This window comes from Flavobacterium sp. HJSW_4 (genome assembly GCF_042436695.1).
GTDB lineage: Bacteria > Bacteroidota > Bacteroidia > Flavobacteriales > Flavobacteriaceae > Flavobacterium.
This window is the reverse complement of sequence record NZ_JBHNPP010000018.1, coordinates 37,092-60,586: the sequence shown is the minus strand read 5'-3', so window position 1 is coordinate 60,586 and position 23,495 is coordinate 37,092. Positions and strand designations below refer to the sequence as shown.

Sequence of the window (23,495 nt, the reverse complement as noted above, 5' to 3'; positions counted from 1 at the left end):
GTTTACCTTTGTAAAAAAGTGAACTATGAAGAATTTTATATTTTTAGGTCTTGCCATAATCTTCGAAATCATTGCTACATCAGCATTAAAAAAGTCTGAAGAGTTTACCAAATTGCTCCCAAGCATCATTACTGTTATTGGTTATTGTGGCGCATTTTACTTTCTAAGTTTTGCCATTAGAACCATTCCAGTTGGTTTTGCTTATGCCATTTGGTCTGGAGTTGGAATTGTTTTAATCACGATTATTGGCGCTGTTTTCTTCAAAGAAATTCCAGATTTGCCAGCAATTATTGGTTTGGCTTTAATTGTAATTGGCGTTATTGTGATTAATGTTTTTTCTAAGACTGCTGCACATTAAAAGAGTTTCATGTTTAAAGTTTCACGTTCCAAGTTGTAACCTGAAACAAAAAAGCATTTCCGCAAGTTTCGGATTTTATACTTTCTAAAACCAATCGATATTTGTATTATAAAATGGAAAGAAGATGAACACACAGGAAACCATCAATTATAATCGTATCGCGGAAGCTATAGATTATATCAAAGCTAATTTTAAAGATCAGCCCAATCTGGATGAGGTTGCGGAAAAAGTACATTTGAGTCCGTTTCACTTTCAGAGGCTTTTTAGCGAATGGGCAGGAACGAGTCCGAAGAAGTTTTTACAATATACAAGCATCGAACACGCCAAAAAACTACTCAAAGAAAATCAGGCAACCATTTCTGAAACTGCCTTTGAAACTGGACTTTCAGGAACCAGCCGACTTCATGATTTATTTGTAAATATCGAAGGAATGACGCCTGCCGAGTATAAAAACGGAGGAAAAAACCTTGAAATCAATTACAGTTTTGCCGAAAGTCCGTTTGGGAATATTGTTGTGGCATCTACTAAAAAAGGCGTTTGTTTTATGGCTTTCGCCGAAGATGAAATAACTGGATTTATTGCCTTAAAAGATAAATTCCCAAATGCTCAATTTTCTAAAAAACTAGATTTATCACAGCAAAATGCTTTATTCATTTTTCAAAACGATTGGAGCAAATTATCTGAAATAAAACTTCACTTAAAAGGAACCGATTTTCAATTGAAAGTCTGGGAAGCTTTGCTGAAAATTCCAATGGGACAGCTTTCTACTTATGGTTCTATTGCAAATAAAATTCAGAAACCCAATGCATCGCGCGCCGTTGGAACAGCGATCGGAAGCAATCCGGTTGCGTTTTTAATTCCGTGTCATCGTGTTATCCAATCTTCAGGAACATTTGGCGGTTACATGTGGGGAAATACCCGAAAAACAGCTATTATCGGCTGGGAAGGCGCTCAAATAAATCTTTAAGTTTTTTCCGCCACGAATTCACGAATTAAACAAATTCTATGCGCATAGATTTTAAAAATAATTCGTGAATTCGTGGCAGAAAAAAATCTCAATCTTAAATTTAATCATGCAAAATATACAATCAAAAATTGCTTCTCAGAATTGGGAAAGCATCACCGAATCTATGCACGAAAATGGCTTTGCTATTATTCCAAATATCTTAAATAACGAACAATGTGAAGACTTAAAATTCGATTATGATAATCCAAATCTATATCGAAAAACCGTTGTCATGGAACGCTATCGTTTTGGTTTAGGCGAATATAAATATTTTAATTATCCTCTTCCCGATTTGATTCAGGACATTCGAACTTCGATTTATCCTAAACTGGCTCCAATTGCCAATTCTTGGATGAAAGCCTTAAATATCAATACCATTTTTCCAATAAATCATTCCGAATTACTACAACAATGTCACGATAATAATCAGCTGAAAGCAACCGTTTTAATTTTAAAATATGGCAAAAGCGGATTCAATACTTTACATCAAGATTTGTATGGAGATGTATATTTTCCTATTCAAATTGTGCTTTTTCTAAATGAACCTGATGAAGATTTTACTGGTGGTGAATTCGTTTTGACTCAGCAAACACCAAGAGCACAATCTAAAGCTATTGTTTTAAAACCTAAAAAGGGAGATATTCTAGTTTTTACAACCAATTTTAGACCTGTAAAAGGTTCGAAAGGTTATTATCGTGTCAATATGAAACACGGTGTAAGCGAGATTCTTTCTGGTGAACGACATACGTTGGGAATTATTTTTCATGATGCTCTTTCATAATTTTATCTCTCGCAAAGTCGCGAAGTCGCAAAAGCAATTACTTAACTTTGTGTTTTAAGTTTTCTTCCTTTGCTTCTTCAATAAAGACAAAGACTTTGCGTTTTTGCGACTTTGCGAGAAATTTATCTTTAAAAAATATGATTAAACATAATCAAATTCAAGATTCAGATTTTCGAAATAAAATTAAAAAAGGCGAAATTTGCTTTGGTGGAAACCAAAAATTAAAAATCTACGGAACGCTGAAATGTTCTTCGGGAAAGAGAATGAAACGTGAAAATCGGGTTTTCTTTTTATCTGAAAATGAAGCCAAACAAAACGGCTTCAGACCTTGCGGACATTGTATGAAATCGGAATATCAAAAATGGAAAAATGGACTTATTTAATCCTCAAATAGACGAAACAACAAATCTGCTTCCGAAAGATGGAACGGTGAATTATTACGGAAAATGCTTTTCTAGACAAGAAGCAGATTTTTATCGTGATACTTTACTAAATACAATCGAATGGAAAAATGATGAAGCTGTTATCTTCGGAAAATTGATTTTAACTAAACGAAAAGTTGCTTGGTATGGCGATCAAGAATTTGAATATACGTATTCAAATACAACAAAAAAAGCGTTGCCTTGGACTCCTGAACTTTTGGAATTAAAGAAAATTATTGAAGAAAAAACGGGAGAAACTTTCAATTCTTGCTTGCTGAATTTATACCATACTGGCGAAGAAGGAATGGCGTGGCACAGCGATGCTGAGAAAGATTTGAAGAAAAATGGAGCAATTGGATCAGTAAGTTTTGGTGCCGAACGCAAGTTTGCTTTCAAACATAAAGAATCTAAAGAAACGGTTTCTCTAATTCTGGAACACGGAAGTTTATTGGTGATGAAAGACGAAACACAAACGCATTGGCTACATCGATTGCCTCCAACAAAAACGACTCAAAAACCAAGAGTAAATTTGACTTTTAGAACTATTGTGAGATAAAAAAGTTACTTCTTTTTTGTCGCAACATTTTCATACGAGCGTATTAAAGCGTCTTCAAACATTTCGGGTCTTACTCTTGAAAGTTCGACAATTGTCCAGCCTTGTTCTCCCCATTTGTTCGGAACTTCATAGAAAATCTTTTCGCTTGACGCACAAAAAACAGATTGATCTATTTCGTTTAATTTTAAAACGGCATGATTATTTTTTTCGTCAAAAGTGGCAAAAATCTTCTTTTTGATTCGAAAGGAAGTTTTCTCAAAATGAGGCTCTTCAGTTACATCTGGAAATGACATTGCTAATTTTCTGAATTCTTCAATTGAAACCATAATACCATTTTTTAAAGATTAAAGTTTACTTTTTACCAGCCTTGATTTAGTCCGTTTTTAAGTACCTCATTATATTTCTCTTTATCAAAAGAATATAAGTTTGGAGCTTTGTGTGCAACGTTACTTTTCTTTTCATCCAATTTAGTAAGGATTCCGATATTGGTAATTTTGCGTAAAAAATTTCTTCGATCGAGCTTTTTGTCCAAAATCGTTTCATACAATTTTTGCAGTTCAGGAATAGTAAATTTCTCTGGCAACAAATTGTAACCAACTGGCATTAAATTCAATTCGGTTCGTAAAGTATCCAATGCTTTATCCAAAATTTCTTTATGATCTAAGATCAATTCTGGAACTTCTTTATGATCAATCCACTCAACAACTTCATATCTTCCTGTTGGATTTGGGAGAATTTTAGAAAAATCTACCAAAGCATAATATCCAATTGTAACAAAACGGCGAGTTAGCCATTTTCCTTTTTCTTCTTCAATCTGAAGAAATTCCAGCGTTTTTTCATCAAAATGCTGATGGTTGCGATTTACTTTTCCAAAGGTTGCAAATTGTCTTAAAAACACTCCGTCAACACCTGTTCTGCCATTCAAAACCGTGATTGCTGCCGTATCAATATCCTGATCTACAGGAATAAAACCACCTGGCAGAGACCATTTATTGGCACGTTCTACTTTAATCAATAAAACTTTTAATTGATTATCGTGAAAACCAAAAATGACACAGTCTATAGAGAGTCCGGGCTGATAATTTTCGTTATTATCTAAAATGTCTTTTAACATCAGATTGGTATAAATTCTTTCTTTTAATAACTCTGCAATTTACTTCATTTTTATAAAACTGAAATATTTTCTAAAAACAAAGACTTCACTTTTAAAAACAGAAGTGTTGAAACTACAATTTTAACGTAAATTTAAAATCAAATTTAAAAAAAATAAGTACATTGCGTCATTATAACACATTAATGATTTTAATTGTTATAATTCAATCAAAAACAAAGAAAAATAATACAAGCTGTTCCCATTTTTCTTCAAGTGAGCGTAGAAATTTAAATACAGAAGTTATGATTACCAATCCTTTAAAAGACATCAATAAAAAAATTAGAACCAGAATATGGTCTTCATTCGGATTTGTTTCTAAAACCTATCTTCTGGAAGAATCTCTAAGATATAGTGAAGAACAGGAGCGAATCTTTAACGAAATGATTGTTGAAACTGATGTAAAAGATAAAAAAGCAAAACGAGAAGCTTATGAAAAAGCCTTGTATGCATCTTATAAAGGAATTGGCGCAATGGATTTTATAAATACCGTTTTAAAATAAATACCTACACATTTTTATAATTTATAATGCAGGCCTCACTTCGGTGAGGTTTTTTATTATAAATTTTACACTAAAATGAAAGAAAATGGTCATTTATTAATTATTTTAGCCACTTTAAAGTAAGAATATACCCCTATAGAAAAAGTACATGGAAAACATCATTGAATCAGAAAGTTACAAAATACAAAAACCAGAGAGCTGGGCGCCTACAATTAATGACGATCAGCTTATTGACTATATACAAGAATCGGATTTCTCCAACAAGCAAGTTGAAGAAGGTCGTGATTTCTGCTACTTCTTAGATAAAATCTACTACACAAGCGATACTGAAAACAGTGAATATGCTTGCGTTGCCTATACGCTGAACGAGCCATCAAATCTTGAAAGTGCTTCTGTAAGAGACGTTGTGGTAGAAGAAAATGAAACGTATTTGATACACAGAATCAGTGTGTTGAGAGATGGCGTTTTGATCGATAAAATTCCTGACACTAAAATTAAAGTTTTAGATAGCGAAAATCAGAGTGAAGGCGGAATTTTGAGCAGCAACAAAAAAGTAAATATTACGATTAAAGATTTACGTCTTTATGATATTTTAATTACGGAAGATTCGCGTACAAAGGTTTTTACAGATCGTGATTTTATGCGAAAAGAATTTCTTAAGTATGTGTATGTAACGCCAAGTACTTACTGGGCTTATGGCAAATACAAGTTTTCTTTTATCAATGACAGAAAAGAGGCCATCACATACAAAAAAACGTTCTTTAGAAATGAAGAAGGAAATGTTTTGGAGCCAGAAATTAATTTCTTGAAAAAAGGAGAGAAATTTGTAATCGAAAAAGAAGATTACATCAACTCTTTCGATTCAAACCGAGAAATTGCTCCTTTTATTGATTTTGCAACAGATCGCAATTGGACTGATTTATCAAATTACATTTCTCCGCTTTACGAAGAAATATACAGTAAAGCTTCTTTAACTGAATTTGCTCCGAAATTGGTAGAAAAGCTAGATGCAATTGCTGATCAAGATGAGAAATTGCAGTTTGCCATTGATTATGTGCAGAACCACGTTTACTATGTTTACAATGCTGATGAAATGAACGGTCACAAACCGCAAGAACCATCGGTTACTTATGAAAACAAACAGGGAGATTGCAAAGCTAAATCGGTTTTACTTAAAGTGGTTTTAGATTATATTAATGTTGATGCTTCTGTTGTTTTGGTTAATTTCAATTCTGACCATTACATGAAATATTACCTTCCGTCGCTATTGACTTTTAATCACGTTATTGTAAAAATCAATTATAAAGACGAAACTTATTTTGTTGATGCTACTTCGAGAGATGAATTTGGATTAATTGAAAATCGCGGTTACATCTATTTTATGCATTATCTGGAGGTAAAACCAAATCAGGAATTACAGATTAAAAAACCTTCTAAATTTCCTTATTATGGCATCAATGAAAAAGCAGATTTCAGTGCTCAAAATAATACTGGAACCCTAAAATTGGTTACGACTTACAAAGGAAATCGTGCCAATTATATGCGTAAATATTTCAAAAACACGAACAAAAGAGAGATCATTGACAGCTGGAATAATTTCTTGTTTTATACTTTAAATTATTCGAATGATAGAAATGGAACTGACATCAGAACCATTTTTAAAGATGCATCGATCGAAATTATAAGTGATGATAAAAAACTGAATGAGTTTACGATTCAATATAATACTTCTATTGAAAATCCGTATTTTACAGATGCTGAGAAGAATCGTTTTTTAATGTATTTTGATCGCAATGTGGTTAAAAATTCTGCTCGTGATTTTATTCATACGGACCTTTTGTTCTGGCATAATTTTGATAACGAGAAATACGAAATCAATTTAGCAACAGATCAAAAAATTGACACTCAGGAAAAATATACAATTCAGGAAAGTACAATTACAAATCCTTATTTTGATTATACAAGTCGTAAAAAAGTGACTAAAAATAGTGCTTCTATCTATGTTGATTTTAAACCATTAATCAATTTAGAAATTCCAAGCGAAGATTTTGAAGATTTTAGAAATGCACACCATGAAGTTGCTGACAGTAATTTCGGAATCGGAATTGACATTATCGAAGAAGGTTTATTGAATATGCTGAAATACAGTTTCAAGAAACGTCTAAAATAATTGAACATAAAAAAAGCGAGGTTGTAAAGACCTCGCTTTTTTATTTAATATATTGTACTTAATCAATTTAACACATAGAAACATAGTTCTTAAAGACTTAAAAAAGGCGTTTCACTAATTTCAATACACATAGGCTATGTGTTAAAGCTTGCTTTTTCTTTAGTCTTAAATAGAAACTATAAAGTCTATGTCTCTATGTGTTAAATTAAATTTCATTCTATTTCCTCGATGGATTAATTTACTAATTCAAAATCAGATTTTAATTTAATATCTGCTGATGAAGTTCCGATCATTACTTCAAAATCTCCTGGTTCAGTTCCCCATTCTAATTTATTATTGTAGAAAGAAAGTTTCTCTTTGTCAATTGTAAACTCGATTGTTTTAGATTCTCCTGCGTTTAATTTCACTTTTTGGAAATCTCTTAATTCTAAAACTGGTCTTACAACAGATCCGAATTTATCTTTCAAATACAATTGCGCTACTTCTTCTCCAGCTACTTTTCCAGTATTTTTCAATTGGAAAGAAACTTTGATTGTTTCGTTGTTTTTTATTTTAGTTGAAGATAATTTCAAACCAGAATAATCAAACGTTGTATAACTTAATCCATATCCAAAAGGAAACTTTGGAGAGTTTTTTAAGTCGATATAAGCTGAAACATAATTTGTTGCATTTTCATCTTTTGCAGGTCTTCCTGTGCTGAAATGATTGTAATAAATTGGCACTTGCCCTACTTCTCTTGGGAAAGTCATAGGCAATTTTCCAGACGGATTGTAATCTCCAAATAATACATTTGCGATTGCATTTCCTGCCTCAGTTCCTAACCACCAAGTGTAAAGAATTGCAGGAACATTATCTGCAGTATAGTTAAAAACTAAAGGTCTTCCAGCATTTATTAAAACTACAACTGGTTTTCCTGTTGCCATAACTGCTTTTACTAAATCTTCTTGAACTCCTGGCAAATGAATGTCGCTTCGGCTTTTTGCTTCACCGCTCATATCGTGTCTTTCTCCAATACTCAAAATTACAACGTCAGCTTGTTTTGCTGTTTCAACTGCTTCTGCAAAACCGTCTTTGTTGTCACCAGTAACATCACAGCCTTTTGCGTACAATAATTTTGTGTTCTTGCCTACTTTATTTTGTAAACCATCCCATTGCGAAACAACCCATTGATCGTATTTTACCTCTGGAAGTTCAACAGCCCAAAATCCCATATTGGCTTTGTACTCTTTTACCATTGGTCCGATGAAAGCAATTGTTTTTACGCTTTTAGAAATTGGTAAAGTTTGGTTTTCGTTCTTTAATAAAACGATACTTTTCTCTGCCATTTCACGAGCCGCTTTTCTGTGCTCTGGATTATTTAAGGCTTTTTCTTCACGTTTTCCATCCGAATATTTGTAAGGATCATCAAATAATCCTAATTCGAATTTCTTGCGAAGAATACGTCTTACTGCATCATCAACTAAATCAATAGAAACTCTTCCTTCTTTTACTAACTGAGCTAGATTGCCACGGTAAGCATTGCTTTCCATATCCATATCGCTTCCTGCAGTAATTGCTGAATAAGCTGCTTCTTTCAAATCTTTAGAATATCCGTGCGCTACCATTTCTCCAATTGATCCCCAATCTGAAACTACGAAACCTTGAAAATTCCATTTTCCTTTTAAGATATCTCTTTGCAAATGAGCATTTCCAGTTGCTGGAATTCCGTTAATATCATTAAATGAATTCATGAATGTTGCTGCACCAGCGTCTAAAGCTGCTTTAAACGGAGGCAAATAGGTCTCCAAAAGCATTCTTTCGCTCATGTCCACAGAGTTGTAATCTCTTCCTCCAACTCCTGCTCCATAAGCAGCAAAGTGTTTTACGCAGGCCATAACAGAATTTAATTCTCCCAATTTATTTCCTTGAAAACCTTTTACTCTCGCGTAAGCAATTTTAGAACCTAAGTAAGTATCTTCTCCCGCACCTTCCATTACACGTCCCCAACGAGGATCGCGACCGATATCTACCATCGGAGCAAATGTCCAGTGAATTCCGCTTGCTGCTGCTTCAGTTGCTGCAACTCTTGCGCCTAATTCGATTGCCGCTAAATCCCAACTTGCCGCTTCCGCTAAAGGAAGAGGAAAAGTCGTTTTGTAGCCGTGAATAACATCTTGTCCAAACAACAACGGAATTTTAAGTCTTGACTGCATTGCCAATTCCTGATATTGTCTGGTATATTTTGTTCCGATGACATTTAGCATCGAACCAATTAAACCTTGTTTGATTTCGGTTTGTTTGTTCGGATTAATGGTAATTGGTCCAGTTGCCTGGTTGTCTCCAGTGTACTGATTCAACTGACCGACTTTTTCTTCAATTGTCATTTTTTTCAACAGATCATTGACTTTCTGATCTATTGACTGCTGCTGGGCTGACGCCATAAGCGACAGCATAAACAGCGTAATTGTGGTTACTTTTTTCATAGTTTAAGTTTTTACCAAACGTAAGTAGCGACTGCTCCAGCGTTTAGTGTGGTTGTGGTTTGTTGTTGGTTGTATTTAATATTAAATGTTTCTGCCGAAGCTCCGTCATTTTCTACAATTAAAACAGTTTGTCCTGACGGAGTTTTGAAAGCTACATTATATAAGTTTCCTGCTATATTACTTCCTATTCTTACCGAACCTTCTGGAACAAATTTAGAAGCGTGTCCGATAATATAATATCCTACTTCTCTTTTGATGTTTTGATTTTGGTCAATCATCAAAGCGCCTTTACAAGTTGAACATCCTCCAGGTGTAAAAGGTTTGTAGAATTCATCATTTGCCAATCCCCAAGAAAGTGTATTTTTACTCCAGTTTCTCATAGAACCGATTACTACATTTTTTACACTCCATTTTAAATCGCTTTCAAAATTGCTTCCTGATCCTGTGTATTGTTCTGTAAAATACAAATCTTTATTTGGAAATTCATTATGAACTGTTGATAAAGCGCTAATGTCACCTTCGTACAAGTGAAAAGCCGATCCTGTTACAAACGGATTTGCTTTTGGATCTCTTAAAATCGTCAAAGGATATTCTGGTTTGTTACAGTTGTGATCGTAAACAATGATTTTGGTTTTGATTCCTGCTTTCGCGAAAGCGGGACCTAAATTATTCCCAACAAAATCTGCTTGCTGTTCTGCCAACATCAATAAACTCGGATTGTTTCCTGGGTGCAAAGGCTCGTTTTGAGGCGTAATCGCGTCAATAACAATTCCGTGAGATTTCATTGCTTGAATGTATTTCACGAAATATTCTGCGTAAACTTGATAGTATTTTGGCTGTAAACTTCCGCCTTTTGAACTTCCGTTGTCTTTCATCCAAACTGGCGGAGACCACGGAGAGCCCATTATTTTAATCTTAGGATTTATAGCTAAAATTTCTTTTAAAACCGGAATTACATCGTCTAAATCTGGTCCAAGATTAAAGTGTTCCAGTTTCAAATCGGTTTGTCCTTCTGGCATATCATCATACGAAAAAACTTTCTCATTCAAATCTGATGCTCCAATACTAATTCTTAAATAACTTAAACCAATTGCATTGTCTTTTCTTGAAAATAATTCCTGAAGTAATGCTTCTCTTTTTGACTTATCTAATTTTTTAATAGCCTGAGCGCTTCCTCCCGTTAAAGAAAATCCGAAACCTTCTACAGTTTGAAATTTCTCAGCTGGATTTATTTCAATGGTTTGATTTGAATTTGTTTCTGAAACAAAAGCCAAATCAGTTTGTTTTTTAAGTTTTGACGTTTCATCTGTTGTGGTAATCCAAGACGAAACTTTTCCAGTATTTTTTACAGCATTTGTTGAAGATCCACAGTTGAACTGCATTGCAATTAATGGCAGTAGAACTAGGATTTGAAGTTTTTTGTTGATGTTTTTCATTTTAATCTATTTCTATTAAGACAGGCAAATGATCCGACGGATATTTTAAATCCTTTGAATCACTTAACACTGCGTGTTTTTGAATTTTTAGACCGCTATTTTTTGAAATAAAAATGTAGTCTAATAATAATGTTACGGGTTCGTTGTGTTTGAAATCGTTGAAAGTTCCTGAAGGTCCAAAAGGTTTTTCTACTGAAACATCTTTGGTATCGTCCATCACTTTTTTGATTTCTCCAATTTGCGTTGTGTTTGGTTCCGAATTGAAATCACCCATTAAAAAAGCAGGATAATTTTTAGTGTTTAATTCTTTCATTTTAGAAAGCGCAAGCTGTACGCCTTTTACTCTCGCCTCTTCGCCCATGTGATCTAAATGCAAATTGAAAACCCAAAATGTTTTTTTAGTTTTTAGATCTTTAAAAAGTCCGTATGTGCAAACTCTGTTGCATGCTGCATCCCAACCTCTTGAAACCACATTTGGAGTTTCAGACAACCAGAAAGTATTTGATTGCTCCACTTTAAAACGGTCTTTTTTATAGTAAATCGTGCAAGCTTCTCCTAAACCTCCTTCTTCTCTTCCCACTCCGAATTTGTTATAATTTGGCAAAGCCGCAGCAATATCTAACACTTGATTTGGCGTTGCTTCTTGAACTCCGAAAATATCCGGACTGTAAAAACCGATTTGAGATGTAAAATAATCTTTTCGGTTTGGCCAAGCATTTTCTCCATCTGAAGCAACATCCAAACGGATATTATAAGTCATAATTTTTAAATTCTGACCATAAAATGAGTTCATGGTTAAAAGCAGCATTACTGCAAAAACAAGTTTGTTTATCTTTTTCATGTTAAAAAATTTTAATCTGGTAAAGCTAGTGTTTGCAAGACTTTAAAGAAAAAAATCTATTTAAAACTTATGTTAATTATATACCCTTACATAATCAATTTCATAAGTTGATCTTTGAAAATTTGGATCGACTGCTCCTCCAAAATTTCCTCCCATTGCAAAGTTTATAATCACAAAGAATTTCTCATTAAATGGAGTTGTGCTTGAGTTTTTGTAGGTGTAAAACAAATTATCATCTACAAAAAATTTGATGTTTTCGGCATCCCATTCGGCAGCATAAATATGAAACTCCGTTGTCGAATTTGGAGCCGTTGTTGTTTTGGTATCTGGCGTATTTCCTGAACGTCCTGGAGAATGCAATGACGAATGAATTACATTTGGATTGTTCCCAACTGATTCTAAAATGTCTATTTCTCCGCATAACGGCCAACCTGCAGTATCAATATTATCTCCCAACAACCAGAAAGCCGGCCAAGTACCACCGCCAACTGGTAATTTTGCACGAACCTCTGCTCTTCCGTATTTAAATGAAAATTTACCTTTTGTCAGCATTCTACTTGAAGTATATTTACTTCCTTGATAATCTTCTCTGATTGCTGTGATTTTCAAAAGGCCACCTTCGATTTTTACATTTTCAGAGCGGTTTGTGTAATATTGCAATTCGTTATTTCCAAAACCGTTTCCAGTTCCTAAATCGTAACCCCATTTATTAGAATCGGGAGCTCCATCTGTATTAAATTCATCTGACCAGATTAATTTTCTGGCTACGAAAATATTTACTGTTGCAGAAGTATTAGTGTATTTTATTCCATTAAATGCTGTAACATCAATGGTATAGGTTTGCGTTCCTGGCTTGGTAAATTCATAGGCGAAATTGCTGGTTGTAAACTCTTTTGTTTCGTTGTTTACCACAATTTTATAAGACTTCGCACCAGCAGCATCTATTTTTAAATTAATTTTTCCGCTTCCGTCTCCATTTGGCATTTCGGCAGTTTTACCCACTACATCAACTTGCACAGAAATTTTATCAGGAGTTACCACTGGAGGAGTTTCAGGCGAATCGTTGTTACTGCTACAAGACTGAAATACAAACAACAGGATTAAAGTAAAAATTCCGGCTCTATTTACGAGATTAATCATTTTCATCTTTTTATTATTTAATGGTTTAGTTAATAAATTGAATATCAAGATAAATATTATTTCTTCTACTTTTTTTTTTTTAATAACAAAAAAATTCAGGTTAAAAATGAGTTTTAAAATTGAAATGTTATTTCCAAGTGTAAGTCCCAACTGATCCAGCTTCTAGCGAAGTTGTTACCCATTTCCCATTAAATTTAATATTGAAAGTTTCTGTTGCAGAACCATCATTTTCAACAATCAATACTTTAGAACCCGAAGGTGTAATGAAAGCAACATTCTGCAAACTTCCTCCAGAATTACTTTCGATTCTTATAGATCCCATCGGAACAAATTTTGAAGCATGAGCAATAATATAATAAGCCACATTACGCTGAAAGGCATCACCTGAAGTTATCGTGATAGCACCTTTACACATGGTACAACCGCCATCTGTATGTGGCCCATAATTTTGATCATTAGCCACATTCCATTCTAATGCATTTCTACTGTAATTTCTCATTGATCCGATAATTACATTTCGAAGATGCCATTTTAAATCACCATCAAAACTACCTTCAGAAGAAGTCCATTGTTCTGTAAAATATACGTTTTTAGTCGGATAAGAGTTAAAAACATTAGTTAAAGCGCTAATATCTCCAGCATATAAATGGAAAGCCGATCCGTCTACAAATGGAAATGCATCTGCATCTGCCAGAATTGCTTTTGGATAGTTTGGATTATCGCAGTTGTGATCGTAAGCAATAATTTTTACGCTTAGATTTGCTGTTTTAAATGCTGGTCCTAAACTATTTTTAATAAAAGCTCCCTGATCTGTAGCAGACATATACATACTTGGATTATTTCCGTCATGTAAAGGTTCGTTTTGGGGAGTTACCGCATCGATTGTAATTCCTTCTGCTTTCATCTGCTGAATGTATTTTACAAAATATTTAGCATAAACATCATAATATTCTGTTTTCAGTTTTCCTCCTTTAAAACTAGCCACATCTTTCATCCAAATTGGTGCAGACCAAGGTGTTGCTAAGATTAAAATTTTAGGATTAATTGCTAAAATTTCTTTTAGCATGGCAATTAGATTTTTATCTTTTTCTAAACTAAATTTATCTAGATTCAAATCTGTTTCTCCAGCCGCAAGATCATCATAAGTAAAAGTCGATGCACTTAAATCTGAAGCTCCAATACTAATTCTGATGTAACTTACTCCGATTGAATTTTCGCCAGAACCAAATAATTCCTGCAAAAGAGTAGTTCTTTTTGTTGGATTTAATTGATTTATCACATCAACACTTCCTCCTGTTAAGGTATAACCGAAACCGTCAATAGTTTGATATTTTTGAGCAGCATTCACTTCAATATTTGCGTATGCATTTGATGTTGTACCAAATCCAAGTGTTCCAGATTGTTTTGCCAATAAAACGCTTTGATTCCCTTTTGTTAGCCAAAAATCAACATCGTTTGTAATCACTACAGGAGGTGTTACTGGTGGATCTACTGGAGGGTTTTCTACTGGATCGCTTGAAGAAGAGCATTTTACTTGAGCCAATACGGCTGCCATAAATAAAAATGCTTTTATGGTATTTTTTAAATTAAACTTCATTTTTCGTGGTTATTTAGTTAGTTGACAATTAATATACAATTGTCTGTATAGCGTGTGCCGGAATTGTAATTGTGGTTTTTTCCGTTTGATTTTCTAGCGAATAAACAATCTCTTTTTCAGATTGATTCATTACTACGGTAATCAATTGTCCGTTAGCATTTTTAAAAGAAGTACTTAACAACGATTTGTTGCTTATGGTTTCTATTACTCTTTTTGCATTTGGTCTAATGAATTTTGAGAAATGTCCAATATAATAATACATTGGCGTGTAGATTAATTCATCTTTTGTTATGTCAGCATGAATCGGTGCGAAACAGAAATTTCCAACATGATTTGGACCTCCTTTTTGGTCTAAAAGAATATTCCAGTCTGTCCAACCTACTGTTCCGTTATTAAAATCATTAATCATATTGATTCCGTAACGCTCTGCATTTCCCCAAAACTGATATTTTGAAGCATCAAACTTTTCGATACAGCCTTCTGTAAAAAGCAGATTTTTATTTGGAAAAGCTTCGTGAACTTCTGCTACAGATTCGAATTGAGGAGGGCCTCCGTTCCAAGTTTCATACCAGTGAAATCCAATTCCCCAAGCATATTTAGAAACCTCAGGATCTGAAAAAACAAGATTAGCTCTTTTGGTTAGCATATCTCCACGATTATGATCCCAAATAATAACTTTTTTAGAACCCAATCCTTCTTTTTCTAAAGTTGGCCCAAGGTTATTTTTAAGAAAATCTCTTTCTGCTTCCGGAGTGTAAATGCAAGATTCCCAACTTTGTCTCGCCATTGGTTCGTTCTGAACTGTCAATCCCCAGATCGGAATTTCTTCTTTTTCGTATTCCTTTATGAACTTCGTATAATACAATGCCCAAGCTGGAGCAAATTCAGGCAATAAAACGCCGCCGTGCAAAATATCATTATTGTCTTTCATGAAAGCTGGGGGACTCCAAGGACTGACAAATAAAGTTAGTTTTCCGCCGGCTGTTTCAATTGCTTTTTTGATTAAAGGAATTCTATATTTGCGATCGTGGTTTATATTAAAAGTCTTTAATTCTTTGTCTCCTTCAGAAACATAAGTATAGCTGTCACTGCTGAAATCGCAGCTGTGAATGTTTGTTCTAGCTAAAGAATAACCAATTCCTTTATTTTTATCGTAATAAGCAGTTAAGAATTCCTGCTGTTTTTTAGGCGATAATTTTGCGAAAACTTCTGCGCTTGCATCTGTAATTGCACCTCCGATTCCGAGGAAGGTTTGGTCTGTTTTTTTAGTATTTACAGCAATTGATACTGTTGCTATTTTTTGTGTGTTGTTTGAAATTAAATCATTTGATAATGACAATTTCCAGTTTGTATTTTCGGCAGTAGTAAAAACCTTTATTTTATTATTTTTTTGAGCTATTATTTGTGAATTAAAACAGCTTAATTGAATAAAGGCAAAGGTTAATAGCAATATTGGAGTTGTAACTTTCATATTGTTCTATAAACAGTTTTAAGGTAAAGTAAATAGAAGGCTAATAACTAATTCAAATTAGCCTTCTTCATTACTTCTAACAAAATATTAGTAAACAAGTGTTTGTATAGCATGAGGCGGAATTTTTACTTCTGCCTTTTTATCACCAATAATTAAATTGTATGTAAGATCATTTGCTGATTGGTTCATGACAATAGTTGCCATTGTTCCATCAGCATTTAAAAAAGATGTGCTTAATAAAGCGCTTTTGCTTGCAGCTGTGCTTACGCGAACAGCATTTAAGCGAATGAACTTTGAAAAGTGTCCAATGTAATAATAAGATGGAGTGTAAATTAATTCTCCTGTTGTCGTATCTGCATGAATTGGTGCAAAACAGAAATTTCCAACATGATTAGGGCCTCCGTTTTGGTCTAAAAGAATATTCCAATCTGTCCAAGCCACAGTTCCGTTATTAAAATCATTAATCATATTGATTCCGTAACGTTCTGCATTACCCCAAAATTGATATTTCGAAGCGTCAAATTTTTCGATACAACCTTCAGTAAACATCAGTTTTTTATCTGGATAAGCTTCATTTACTTTGCCTACATTATCAAACATCGGCGCACCGCCTGACCAAGTTTCGTACCAGTGAAATCCCATTCCCCAAACATATTTTGATGCTTCAGGATCTGAATAAATTACATTGGCACGGTAATTCATCAAATCACGGTTATGATCCCAAACGATAATTTTTTTATCGCCAAGATTTTCTTTTTTCAAAGTTGGGCCAAGATAATTTTTGATGAAATCTCTTTCTGCTTCAGCTGTGTAAATACAAGATTCCCAAGTTTGAACCGCCATTGGTTCATTTTGAGTAGAAGTTCCCCAAATCGGAATTCCTTCTTTTTCGTAAGCTTTAATAAATTTTACATAAAAGTTAGCCCAAGTCTGGTAGTATTCAGGAAGTAAAGTTCCTCCTTTTAATACATTTTTATTACTTTTCATAAAAGCATTTGGAGACCATGGCGCAACATAAGTTGTCAATTTTCCACCTGCTTTTTGAATAGCTTGTTTGATTAAAGGAATACGAAATTGCTTGTCGTGATCAATAGAAAAAGTCTTCAGATCTTTATCTCCTTCTTCGATATAAGAATAGCTTCCACTGCTAAAATCAGAACTTTGAATCGTTGTTCTTAGCAAAGAATAGCCAATACCTTTTTGCTGATCGTAGTAAGCATTTAAAAATTCTGCTTGTTTTTCTTTTGAAAGTTTAGCAAATATTTCGGCGCTAGCATCTGTAATAGCACCACCTATTCCCATAAAAGTCTGAAACTTTTTAGATGGTTGTACGAAAATAGAAGTTTCGGTTTCCAGAGGTTGTTTTGCGACAGAAAAAGTCAAATTATCTGTAGTAGTTAATCGTAACTTAGAGTTCTCTGCTGTAGTATAAACGGTTATTTTTTTTCCGTCGGTTGTAAACTCTTTTTTTGTTTTTGGCTGTTGTGCAAAAGCTGCAGCAGAAAACAAAAGGCATATAATTTTTAGGCTATTTTTTTTCATTCGCTTCTAATTATTATGTTTTAAAATTGAAGTTTAGAAGAAATCAAAAAAATGAGTTCTACCCTTTTGAAGGATTTAAAAAATAGCCCATACTCATAATGATTATGGGCTATTTACAACCAAACTTAAACTTAAACTTAACTTAACTTTTTATTTTCCTCTGAACTCAACCTTTTTAATTGTAATTGGTTCATTACCTGTTTTATTACTTCCAGATCTAATTACAAGATATATTGTACCATTTTCAGAGAATTTAACTACATTAGAAACTGTTTTCGTTGCATCATTTTTCACACATCCAACTCCAGATAATCTTCCAGAAAATTTAGCTTTTCCGCAACCATCCCAAGTACTTATTCCCATAACTCTGTTTTCTTTATACTCAGTACCTAGAACTGGCGCTGTTTTACCAGCGTATACTTCAAACCAAGTCTCATCTAAACCACTAGGGCAAGAAATTGTCATATCGATTGTGTACTCTCTATCTTTTACAACTTCGATAGCTTGATAAATACCTTCTTGAGCACCTCCGCCTGGCAAATGAATTGTAGCACCGTTGGCGCTGTAAGACCAAAAAGCAGCACCTGATGGGCTTAATTGTGCACTAGTCCATTTAGCTTGATCTGCAGCTGTTGCAAAATTCCCTCCTTGCACTAAGTTTCCTTTTGCAGGGTCTGTTTGTGCAACCACAATCTGTTGAGAAGAAGTTCCAGTAGCTGCTCCTGCTCCATAAGCTGTATGCGTAACTGTGTAAGTTCCTGCATCAGGTAAAGAAATCACTTGATTCATTTTTCCTGGACTTGCACCATCACCAGTATCCCAATGCGAAACAATAACTCCTTTAGGTTGCGCGGTTAGAAGATAAGTATTCATAGCTCCTGCAACTGGTGTTATAGTAAACGAAGCGTCAACATTTGTAGCTACAAGCGGATTCTCATTAACTTCTTCACTACAGCTGTTTAGTGTTCCTAATGCTAAAGCTAGCATTAGGTATACACTTTTTCTAAAATATATATTTAGGTTCATTTCTTTTTGTTTTGGTTATTAGTAAATACTATTGGTAATTAGGATTTTGTTTCAATTTAGTACCGTTAAGTTCTGTGTACGGAATTGGTAAAATCTCGTCTGTTCCAGCATCAAAACCTCTATCAGATAATGCTGCTGCTGCATCTCCCCATCTTACTAAATCAAAGAATCTATGTCCTTCACCTGCTAATTCCATTCTTCTTTCATGTTTAATAGCCTCTAATGTTACAGGAACAGAACCTAATCCAACTCTCTCTCTAACTGCATCAAGTAACGCTTGTGCTCTTGGTCCAGAACCTAAAGCTTCTGCTTCCATTAAGTAAGTATCTGCAAGTCTGATTACATAAGAGTTTTGTTTGTAGTTCAACTCTGAGTTACCTCCACCAGTACTAACATCTGACTGTCTTGGAAGATATTTGTTTAAGAAAAATCCAGTATCTTGGTAAGCTGGGATATAATCTGCTTTACCTGCAGCTTTTAATGCTTTTAAGTCAAGAATTGTAGCTCCTAAACGTGGATCGCCTTGCATTGCATCATATAATTTTTGAGTTGCAACGTTGAAAGCCCATCCTGCTGGAAGATCTGGTGCATCAGAACCTTTTGGTCTAGAATATCCTCTAGGTCCAACCATGATGTTTAAAGAGTTTCCTTCGTCTTTACCTTGTCCCCAGAATGTCCAATCAGAGTTACCAGCGCTACTGTGCGATACTTCGATTATTGATTCTTCGTTGAATTTATTTGAAGTTACCCATAAGTCGCTAAAATTATCCAATAATTTATTTCCATATTGATTTACCGCTCCTGGAGTACCATTTACTTCCGCAAGAACTGCCGCTGCTTGAGGTTTTTTACCTTCAAATAAAAGCACTTTTCCTAAAAGAGCCTGAGCTGCTCCTTTGTTAAATCTTCCTGATTCAGTATCTGCAGCTACAGTATTTGGCAAATCTGCAATAGCTTCTGTTAAATCTTTTTCGATTTGAGCATAAATTACCTCTGGTGCAACTTGTTCAGGATTGTAAATTGTTTCTGTAGTTAATGGCTCTAAAACTAAAGCAATGTTTTTGAACATTCTTACTAAATTAAAATAGTAAAACGCACGTAATGTCTTAGCTTCTGCTGCAAATCTCTTTCTAACTCCACCATCCATACTAGCATCTGGCAACTTAAACAATAAAAGATTTGCTCTAGAAATACCTTGGTAATGATCGTTCCAGTAACTTGCTGGAATAGTAATTGAAGAAAGTGAGTGTGTAGAGAAATTTTGAATTCCAGTTCCATCTGTAGAACTACCTCCACCAGCATAAAAATCATCAGAACCAGCATTTAGCAATGCTACTAAATTTTCAAAACCACCTGTATTTTTTCTCAATGGATCGTAAACTCCAACCAAAGCAGCGTAACATTGCTGTTCATTAGAAAAATACGTACTTGTGTCAAATTTTCCTTCAGGGTTAGTGGTCACAAAATCTTCAGAGCAAGAGCCTAGAACAGCCAATGCCACAGCCACATATATATATTTAAATTTTATCGTTTTCATGATTCTTTATTTTTTAAAATTGAACGTTAACTCCAAACAAAATAGATCTTGCTTGCGGGTAAACTCCCTTGTCTATACCAAAAACTTGGCCTCCAATTTCTGGATCAAATCCAGTGTATTTTGTAAAAGTGATTAAGTTTTCTCCTGTTAGATAAAAACGTAATTTATCTGCTCCAATTTTAGATGATAAACTAGCTGGCATTGTGTATCCAAGAGTTACTACTTTTAAACGGAAATAAGCTCCATCTTCCAAGTAAAAATCAGACATGTTAGTGTAGTTTTTATTTGGGTCATTATTTGTCAATCTTGGGTAATCGTTTGAAGTTCCTTCTCCAACCCAACGCTCTAAAGCTTTAGTTTGGTAGTTTGCATTAAGTACATCTAATCTTCTTAAACCTTGGAAAATTTTGCTTCCCGCAGCTCCTTGAGTAAATGCCATAAAGTCGAAGTTTTTGTAGTCTAAGTTTACTGTGAAACCAAAAGTATATTTAGGAATATTTGTTCCTAAGAATTGTTTATCATCATCAGTAATAGCTCCATCACCATTAGAATCTACCCAACGGAAATCTCCAGGTCTAGCATTTGGCTGAATTAAACCTCCATTTGCATTTTTGTAAGCAGCAACTTCAGCCTCATTTTGGAAAATTCCAGCTGTTTTAAATCCGTAGAATTCGTTAAATGAATGTCCAACTTGTGTTCTAGTTACAGGTCCCATAGATTGGAAAGTAGCATCTCCAACAATGAAATTAGTAGATGATCCTACATAAGTAATTTCGTTTTTCAAGTAAGCAAAGTTTGCATTAACTCCTAAATTAAAGTCTCCAAGTCTTTTCTTGTAACCTAATTCAACCTCAAAACCTTTATTGTCCATATCTGCAATGTTAGCAGAAGGTGCATCAGTTGCTCCAACATATCCAGGAATTACAACGTTTCTTAAGATTCCTTTTGTTGATTTTTTGAAATAATCAAGTGTAAGAGAAAAATCATTGAATAATTTTGCATCAAGACCTACAGTAGTTTGAGATGTTTCTTCCCATCCTAAGTTTGCATTTGGCAAAGTAGAGTTTCCGTATCCTGTTGTAATGCTTCCACCATTTCCAATAGTATAATTGTAACCTCCTACAACCGTAGCTCTATATTTAAATTCTTCGATATTATCATTACCTACAACTCCATAACCTCCACGGAATTTTAAAGTGTTTACCACATTGTTTTCTTTCCAGAAGCCTTCTTTAGAAACTACCCATCCTAAAGAGAATGAAGGGAAAACTCCAAATTTATTGTTTTCACCAAAACGAGTTGATCCATCACGACGAACGATTCCAGTGAAAAGATATTTCTCCATGTAATCGTAGTTAGCACGTAAAAACAATGAAGCCAACTTGTGTTCTACTTTATCGCTTGTTCTTGTTGTTCTATCAGCTTGAGGAATATCAAAATTCCAAGAAGCATCTTTGTAACTTGTAATTGGAAGACCAAACATTGTTGTTCCGATAGTGCTACCAATATTTTCTACATAAGCACCCTGTCCAGCTAAAACACTTACATTATGCTCTCCAAATTTGTTAGCATAAGACAAAGTGTTTTCTAAAGTCCAAGAAAGCGCTTTTTCATTATTTTGGTTGTAGTTATTTCTGTCAGCTTTCATGTTTGGGTTTAAGAAGTTAACCGGAGTAAACATTTCATTCCCCCAGTAAGCTAACTTACCACCAAGTGTTGTTCTAAATTTTAAATGACTAGTGATGTTGGCCTCTAAATAAGCATTACCAACAAAATCGTCTGACCAGTCAAATCCTCCTAATCTAGTTTGAGTATAAGCTAGAGGGTTTGTCATCTCTTGTTGCACTAAAGAAGAAATTCCGTAAGGATTACCGTTTGCATCTCTAACAACATTTGGGTTTGTGTAGTAACCTGAGTTTGCAACAGCAGGATCAGTAACTACAAGTGGAGTAAGCGGATCTAAGTTAATAGCAGAGCTTAAAGGTCCACCAAACTCATTGTTTACGTTACCAATTCCTTTAGTTTTTTGGTGTGTGTATCCAAAAGTCTGTCCGAAAGTAAAATAATTAGAAATTTTGTGTGTTGAGTTTAATCGGAAGTTTTTCTTTGTATAGTTAGAAATATCTGTCACAACAATACCTTGTTGATCTTGAATTCCGAATGAAGCGTAGAAAGTAGATTTTTCACCACCACCGCTAATGCTTAATTCATGTGTGTATCTGAAAGCAGAGTCATTAAAAATTGCATCCTGCCAATCTGTACCTTTTCCAAAAGCTGCTGGGTTTGCATATTTAATAGCGCCACCATCATTTAAAGACTTTTCATTCATGATAGTTGCATACTGAGTAGCATTCAACATATCTAATCTTTTAGCTGGAGCAGAAATACCTGCAAAACCGTTATAGTTCACAGAAATTTTTCCAGATTTTCCTTTTTTAGTAGTTACTAAAATAACCCCAGTAGCAGCACGAGTACCATAGATTGCAGCAGAAGCAGCATCTTTAAGCACCTCGATAGACTCAATATCAGATTGATTGATAAAACCAACTGCACCAGCATCAATAGCAATTCCGTCAACTACCCATAAAGGATCATTTCCACCTTCTCTAAAAGTAGTGATACCTCTTACACGAACTTTAGAAGCTGCACCAGGACTTCCGGAAGTAGCTGCAACAGAAACCCCTGCTACTCTACCTTGTAAAGACTGCTCAACTCTTCCGTTTGGTACTTTCTCAAGGTCCGCTGCTTTTACACTAGAAATAGCTCCAGTTACAACAGATTTCTTTTGAGTACCGTATCCAACAACTACAACCTCATTTAAAGATTGTGATTCTGGTTTTAATTGAATAGTAATTTTTGTTCTTCCGTTTATTGCTTCTGTTACTGTAGCGTAACCAATAAACGTAACTGTTAATGATCCGTTTGAAGGTACTTGCATCTGGAACTTTCCGTCAAAGTCTGACGCAGTAGATTTAGTAGTACCTTTTAATAAAATTGTTGCACCTGGAACAGGCATACCAGTTTCATCTTTAATCATTCCATTTACTGTGACATCCTGAGCCACAGCTATAACCGAGAATAACAAAGATGAAATACAAAAAACAAGTAATTTTGTTAATTTCATTTTTCTAAAAATTTTGGTTAATTAATTAGTAATTTGATGCAATACTAAAACTAAATTTTTACTTTTCACACTCATAAGTCATTACAAAAACACATCAAAAAGAAAAAAATAATATTATAAAAACACATCAAAAAAAACATAAATTATTGATTTTTAAATATTTAAAAAAACAAAAAATAGTACTAAAGAAAAGTTAATTTAAAAAAATAACACTACATGATATTTTCAGAAGAATACTTTACTAAAAATTATCAAAACTACAACGTGATAGTGCCTACTATTACGTTGTAAATCGTTATTATATAAATAATTAGACATAAAAAACCATCATTTTTTATAAAACATAAAAAATAAAGAATATCATTTTTTTACC

Annotated in this window: 19 protein-coding genes; 7 read left to right on the top strand and 12 right to left on the bottom strand. The window is 34.1% G+C overall.

Annotation, left to right across the window (positions count from 1 at the left end; translation table 11 throughout):
* Positions 1 to 25 precede the first annotated feature (25 nt).
* The 5 genes from ACE01P_RS16550 to ACE01P_RS16530 all read left to right on the top strand — a co-directional run bounded on the left by ACE01P_RS16550 (position 26) and on the right by ACE01P_RS16530 (position 3,123).
* Positions 26 to 358 carry a DMT family transporter gene (locus ACE01P_RS16550; protein ID WP_379699993.1) on the top strand — a complete coding sequence of 111 codons (333 nt, stop codon included), beginning with the start codon at positions 26 to 28 and terminating at the stop codon, positions 356 to 358.
* 124 nt (positions 359 to 482) lie between these two features.
* On the top strand, positions 483 to 1,325 hold the full coding sequence (locus ACE01P_RS16545) for a bifunctional helix-turn-helix domain-containing protein/methylated-DNA--[protein]-cysteine S-methyltransferase (RefSeq protein ID WP_379699991.1): 843 nt from the start codon (positions 483 to 485) through the stop codon (positions 1,323 to 1,325).
* A 106-nt stretch (positions 1,326 to 1,431) separates the two neighbouring features.
* The gene (locus ACE01P_RS16540; RefSeq protein ID WP_379699988.1) at positions 1,432 to 2,145 is read left to right on the top strand and encodes a 2OG-Fe(II) oxygenase; all 714 of its coding nucleotides are present in this window, start codon (positions 1,432 to 1,434) and stop codon (positions 2,143 to 2,145) included.
* A 137-nt stretch (positions 2,146 to 2,282) separates the two neighbouring features.
* Entirely contained in the window at positions 2,283 to 2,528 is a 246-nt protein-coding gene (locus tag ACE01P_RS16535; protein ID WP_379699986.1) for an Ada metal-binding domain-containing protein, read from the top strand.
* Positions 2,515 to 3,123 carry an alpha-ketoglutarate-dependent dioxygenase AlkB family protein gene (locus ACE01P_RS16530; protein ID WP_379699984.1) on the top strand — a complete coding sequence of 203 codons (609 nt, stop codon included), beginning with the start codon at positions 2,515 to 2,517 and terminating at the stop codon, positions 3,121 to 3,123. Before ACE01P_RS16535 ends, ACE01P_RS16530 begins: the two co-directional genes overlap by 14 nt.
* A 5-nt stretch (positions 3,124 to 3,128) precedes the next feature.
* Here the strand turns inward: ACE01P_RS16530 and ACE01P_RS16525 are convergent, their stop codons facing one another.
* Complete coding sequence (locus tag ACE01P_RS16525) at positions 3,129 to 3,449, bottom strand: MmcQ/YjbR family DNA-binding protein (protein ID WP_379699983.1); 321 nt, start codon at positions 3,447 to 3,449, stop codon at positions 3,129 to 3,131.
* 32 nt (positions 3,450 to 3,481) lie between these two features.
* Positions 3,482 to 4,237: an NUDIX hydrolase gene (locus tag ACE01P_RS16520; protein WP_379699981.1), complete on the bottom strand. Its 756-nt coding sequence runs from the start codon at positions 4,235 to 4,237 to the stop codon at positions 3,482 to 3,484.
* Positions 4,238 to 4,518: 281 nt separating this feature from the next.
* Here ACE01P_RS16520 and ACE01P_RS16515 point away from each other — a divergent pair, with 281 nt between their 5' ends.
* On the top strand, positions 4,519 to 4,776 hold the full coding sequence (locus ACE01P_RS16515) for a hypothetical protein (protein WP_379699979.1): 258 nt from the start codon (positions 4,519 to 4,521) through the stop codon (positions 4,774 to 4,776).
* Positions 4,777 to 4,924: 148 nt separating this feature from the next.
* On the top strand, positions 4,925 to 6,946 hold the full coding sequence (locus ACE01P_RS16510; protein WP_379699978.1) for a hypothetical protein: 2,022 nt from the start codon (positions 4,925 to 4,927) through the stop codon (positions 6,944 to 6,946).
* Between the two features lie 233 nt (positions 6,947 to 7,179).
* Here ACE01P_RS16510 and ACE01P_RS16505 read toward each other — a convergent pair whose 3' ends face one another.
* From ACE01P_RS16505 to ACE01P_RS16460, 10 genes are all read right to left on the bottom strand, one after another.
* A complete protein-coding gene (locus ACE01P_RS16505; protein WP_379699977.1) occupies positions 7,180 to 9,408 on the bottom strand; it encodes a glycoside hydrolase family 3 N-terminal domain-containing protein in 2,229 nt (742 codons plus the stop codon).
* A gap of 11 nt (positions 9,409 to 9,419) precedes the next feature.
* Positions 9,420 to 10,844, bottom strand: coding sequence for a glycoside hydrolase family 30 beta sandwich domain-containing protein (locus ACE01P_RS16500; protein WP_379699975.1), 1,425 nt, complete (start codon positions 10,842 to 10,844; stop codon positions 9,420 to 9,422).
* 1 nt (position 10,845) lies between these two features.
* Positions 10,846 to 11,685, bottom strand: coding sequence for an endonuclease/exonuclease/phosphatase family protein (locus ACE01P_RS16495; protein ID WP_379699974.1), 840 nt, complete (start codon positions 11,683 to 11,685; stop codon positions 10,846 to 10,848).
* 72 nt (positions 11,686 to 11,757) lie between these two features.
* Positions 11,758 to 12,825 carry a family 16 glycosylhydrolase gene (locus ACE01P_RS16490; RefSeq protein ID WP_379699971.1) on the bottom strand — a complete coding sequence of 356 codons (1,068 nt, stop codon included), beginning with the start codon at positions 12,823 to 12,825 and terminating at the stop codon, positions 11,758 to 11,760.
* Positions 12,826 to 12,952: 127 nt separating this feature from the next.
* On the bottom strand, positions 12,953 to 14,422 hold the full coding sequence (locus ACE01P_RS16485) for a glycoside hydrolase family 30 beta sandwich domain-containing protein (RefSeq protein ID WP_379699968.1): 1,470 nt from the start codon (positions 14,420 to 14,422) through the stop codon (positions 12,953 to 12,955).
* A gap of 28 nt (positions 14,423 to 14,450) precedes the next feature.
* On the bottom strand, positions 14,451 to 15,893 hold the full coding sequence (locus ACE01P_RS16480) for a glycoside hydrolase family 30 beta sandwich domain-containing protein (protein ID WP_379699966.1): 1,443 nt from the start codon (positions 15,891 to 15,893) through the stop codon (positions 14,451 to 14,453).
* An 87-nt stretch (positions 15,894 to 15,980) separates the two neighbouring features.
* Complete coding sequence (locus tag ACE01P_RS16475) at positions 15,981 to 17,435, bottom strand: glycoside hydrolase family 30 beta sandwich domain-containing protein (RefSeq protein ID WP_379699964.1); 1,455 nt, start codon at positions 17,433 to 17,435, stop codon at positions 15,981 to 15,983.
* A 150-nt stretch (positions 17,436 to 17,585) separates the two neighbouring features.
* Positions 17,586 to 18,461, bottom strand: coding sequence for a hypothetical protein (locus tag ACE01P_RS16470; protein WP_379699961.1), 876 nt, complete (start codon positions 18,459 to 18,461; stop codon positions 17,586 to 17,588).
* Positions 18,462 to 18,489: 28 nt separating this feature from the next.
* A complete protein-coding gene (locus ACE01P_RS16465) occupies positions 18,490 to 19,998 on the bottom strand; it encodes a RagB/SusD family nutrient uptake outer membrane protein (protein ID WP_379699959.1) in 1,509 nt (502 codons plus the stop codon).
* 13 nt (positions 19,999 to 20,011) lie between these two features.
* Complete coding sequence (locus tag ACE01P_RS16460) at positions 20,012 to 23,122, bottom strand: SusC/RagA family TonB-linked outer membrane protein (protein ID WP_379699956.1); 3,111 nt, start codon at positions 23,120 to 23,122, stop codon at positions 20,012 to 20,014.
* Between the last annotated feature and the right edge of the window lie 373 nt (positions 23,123 to 23,495).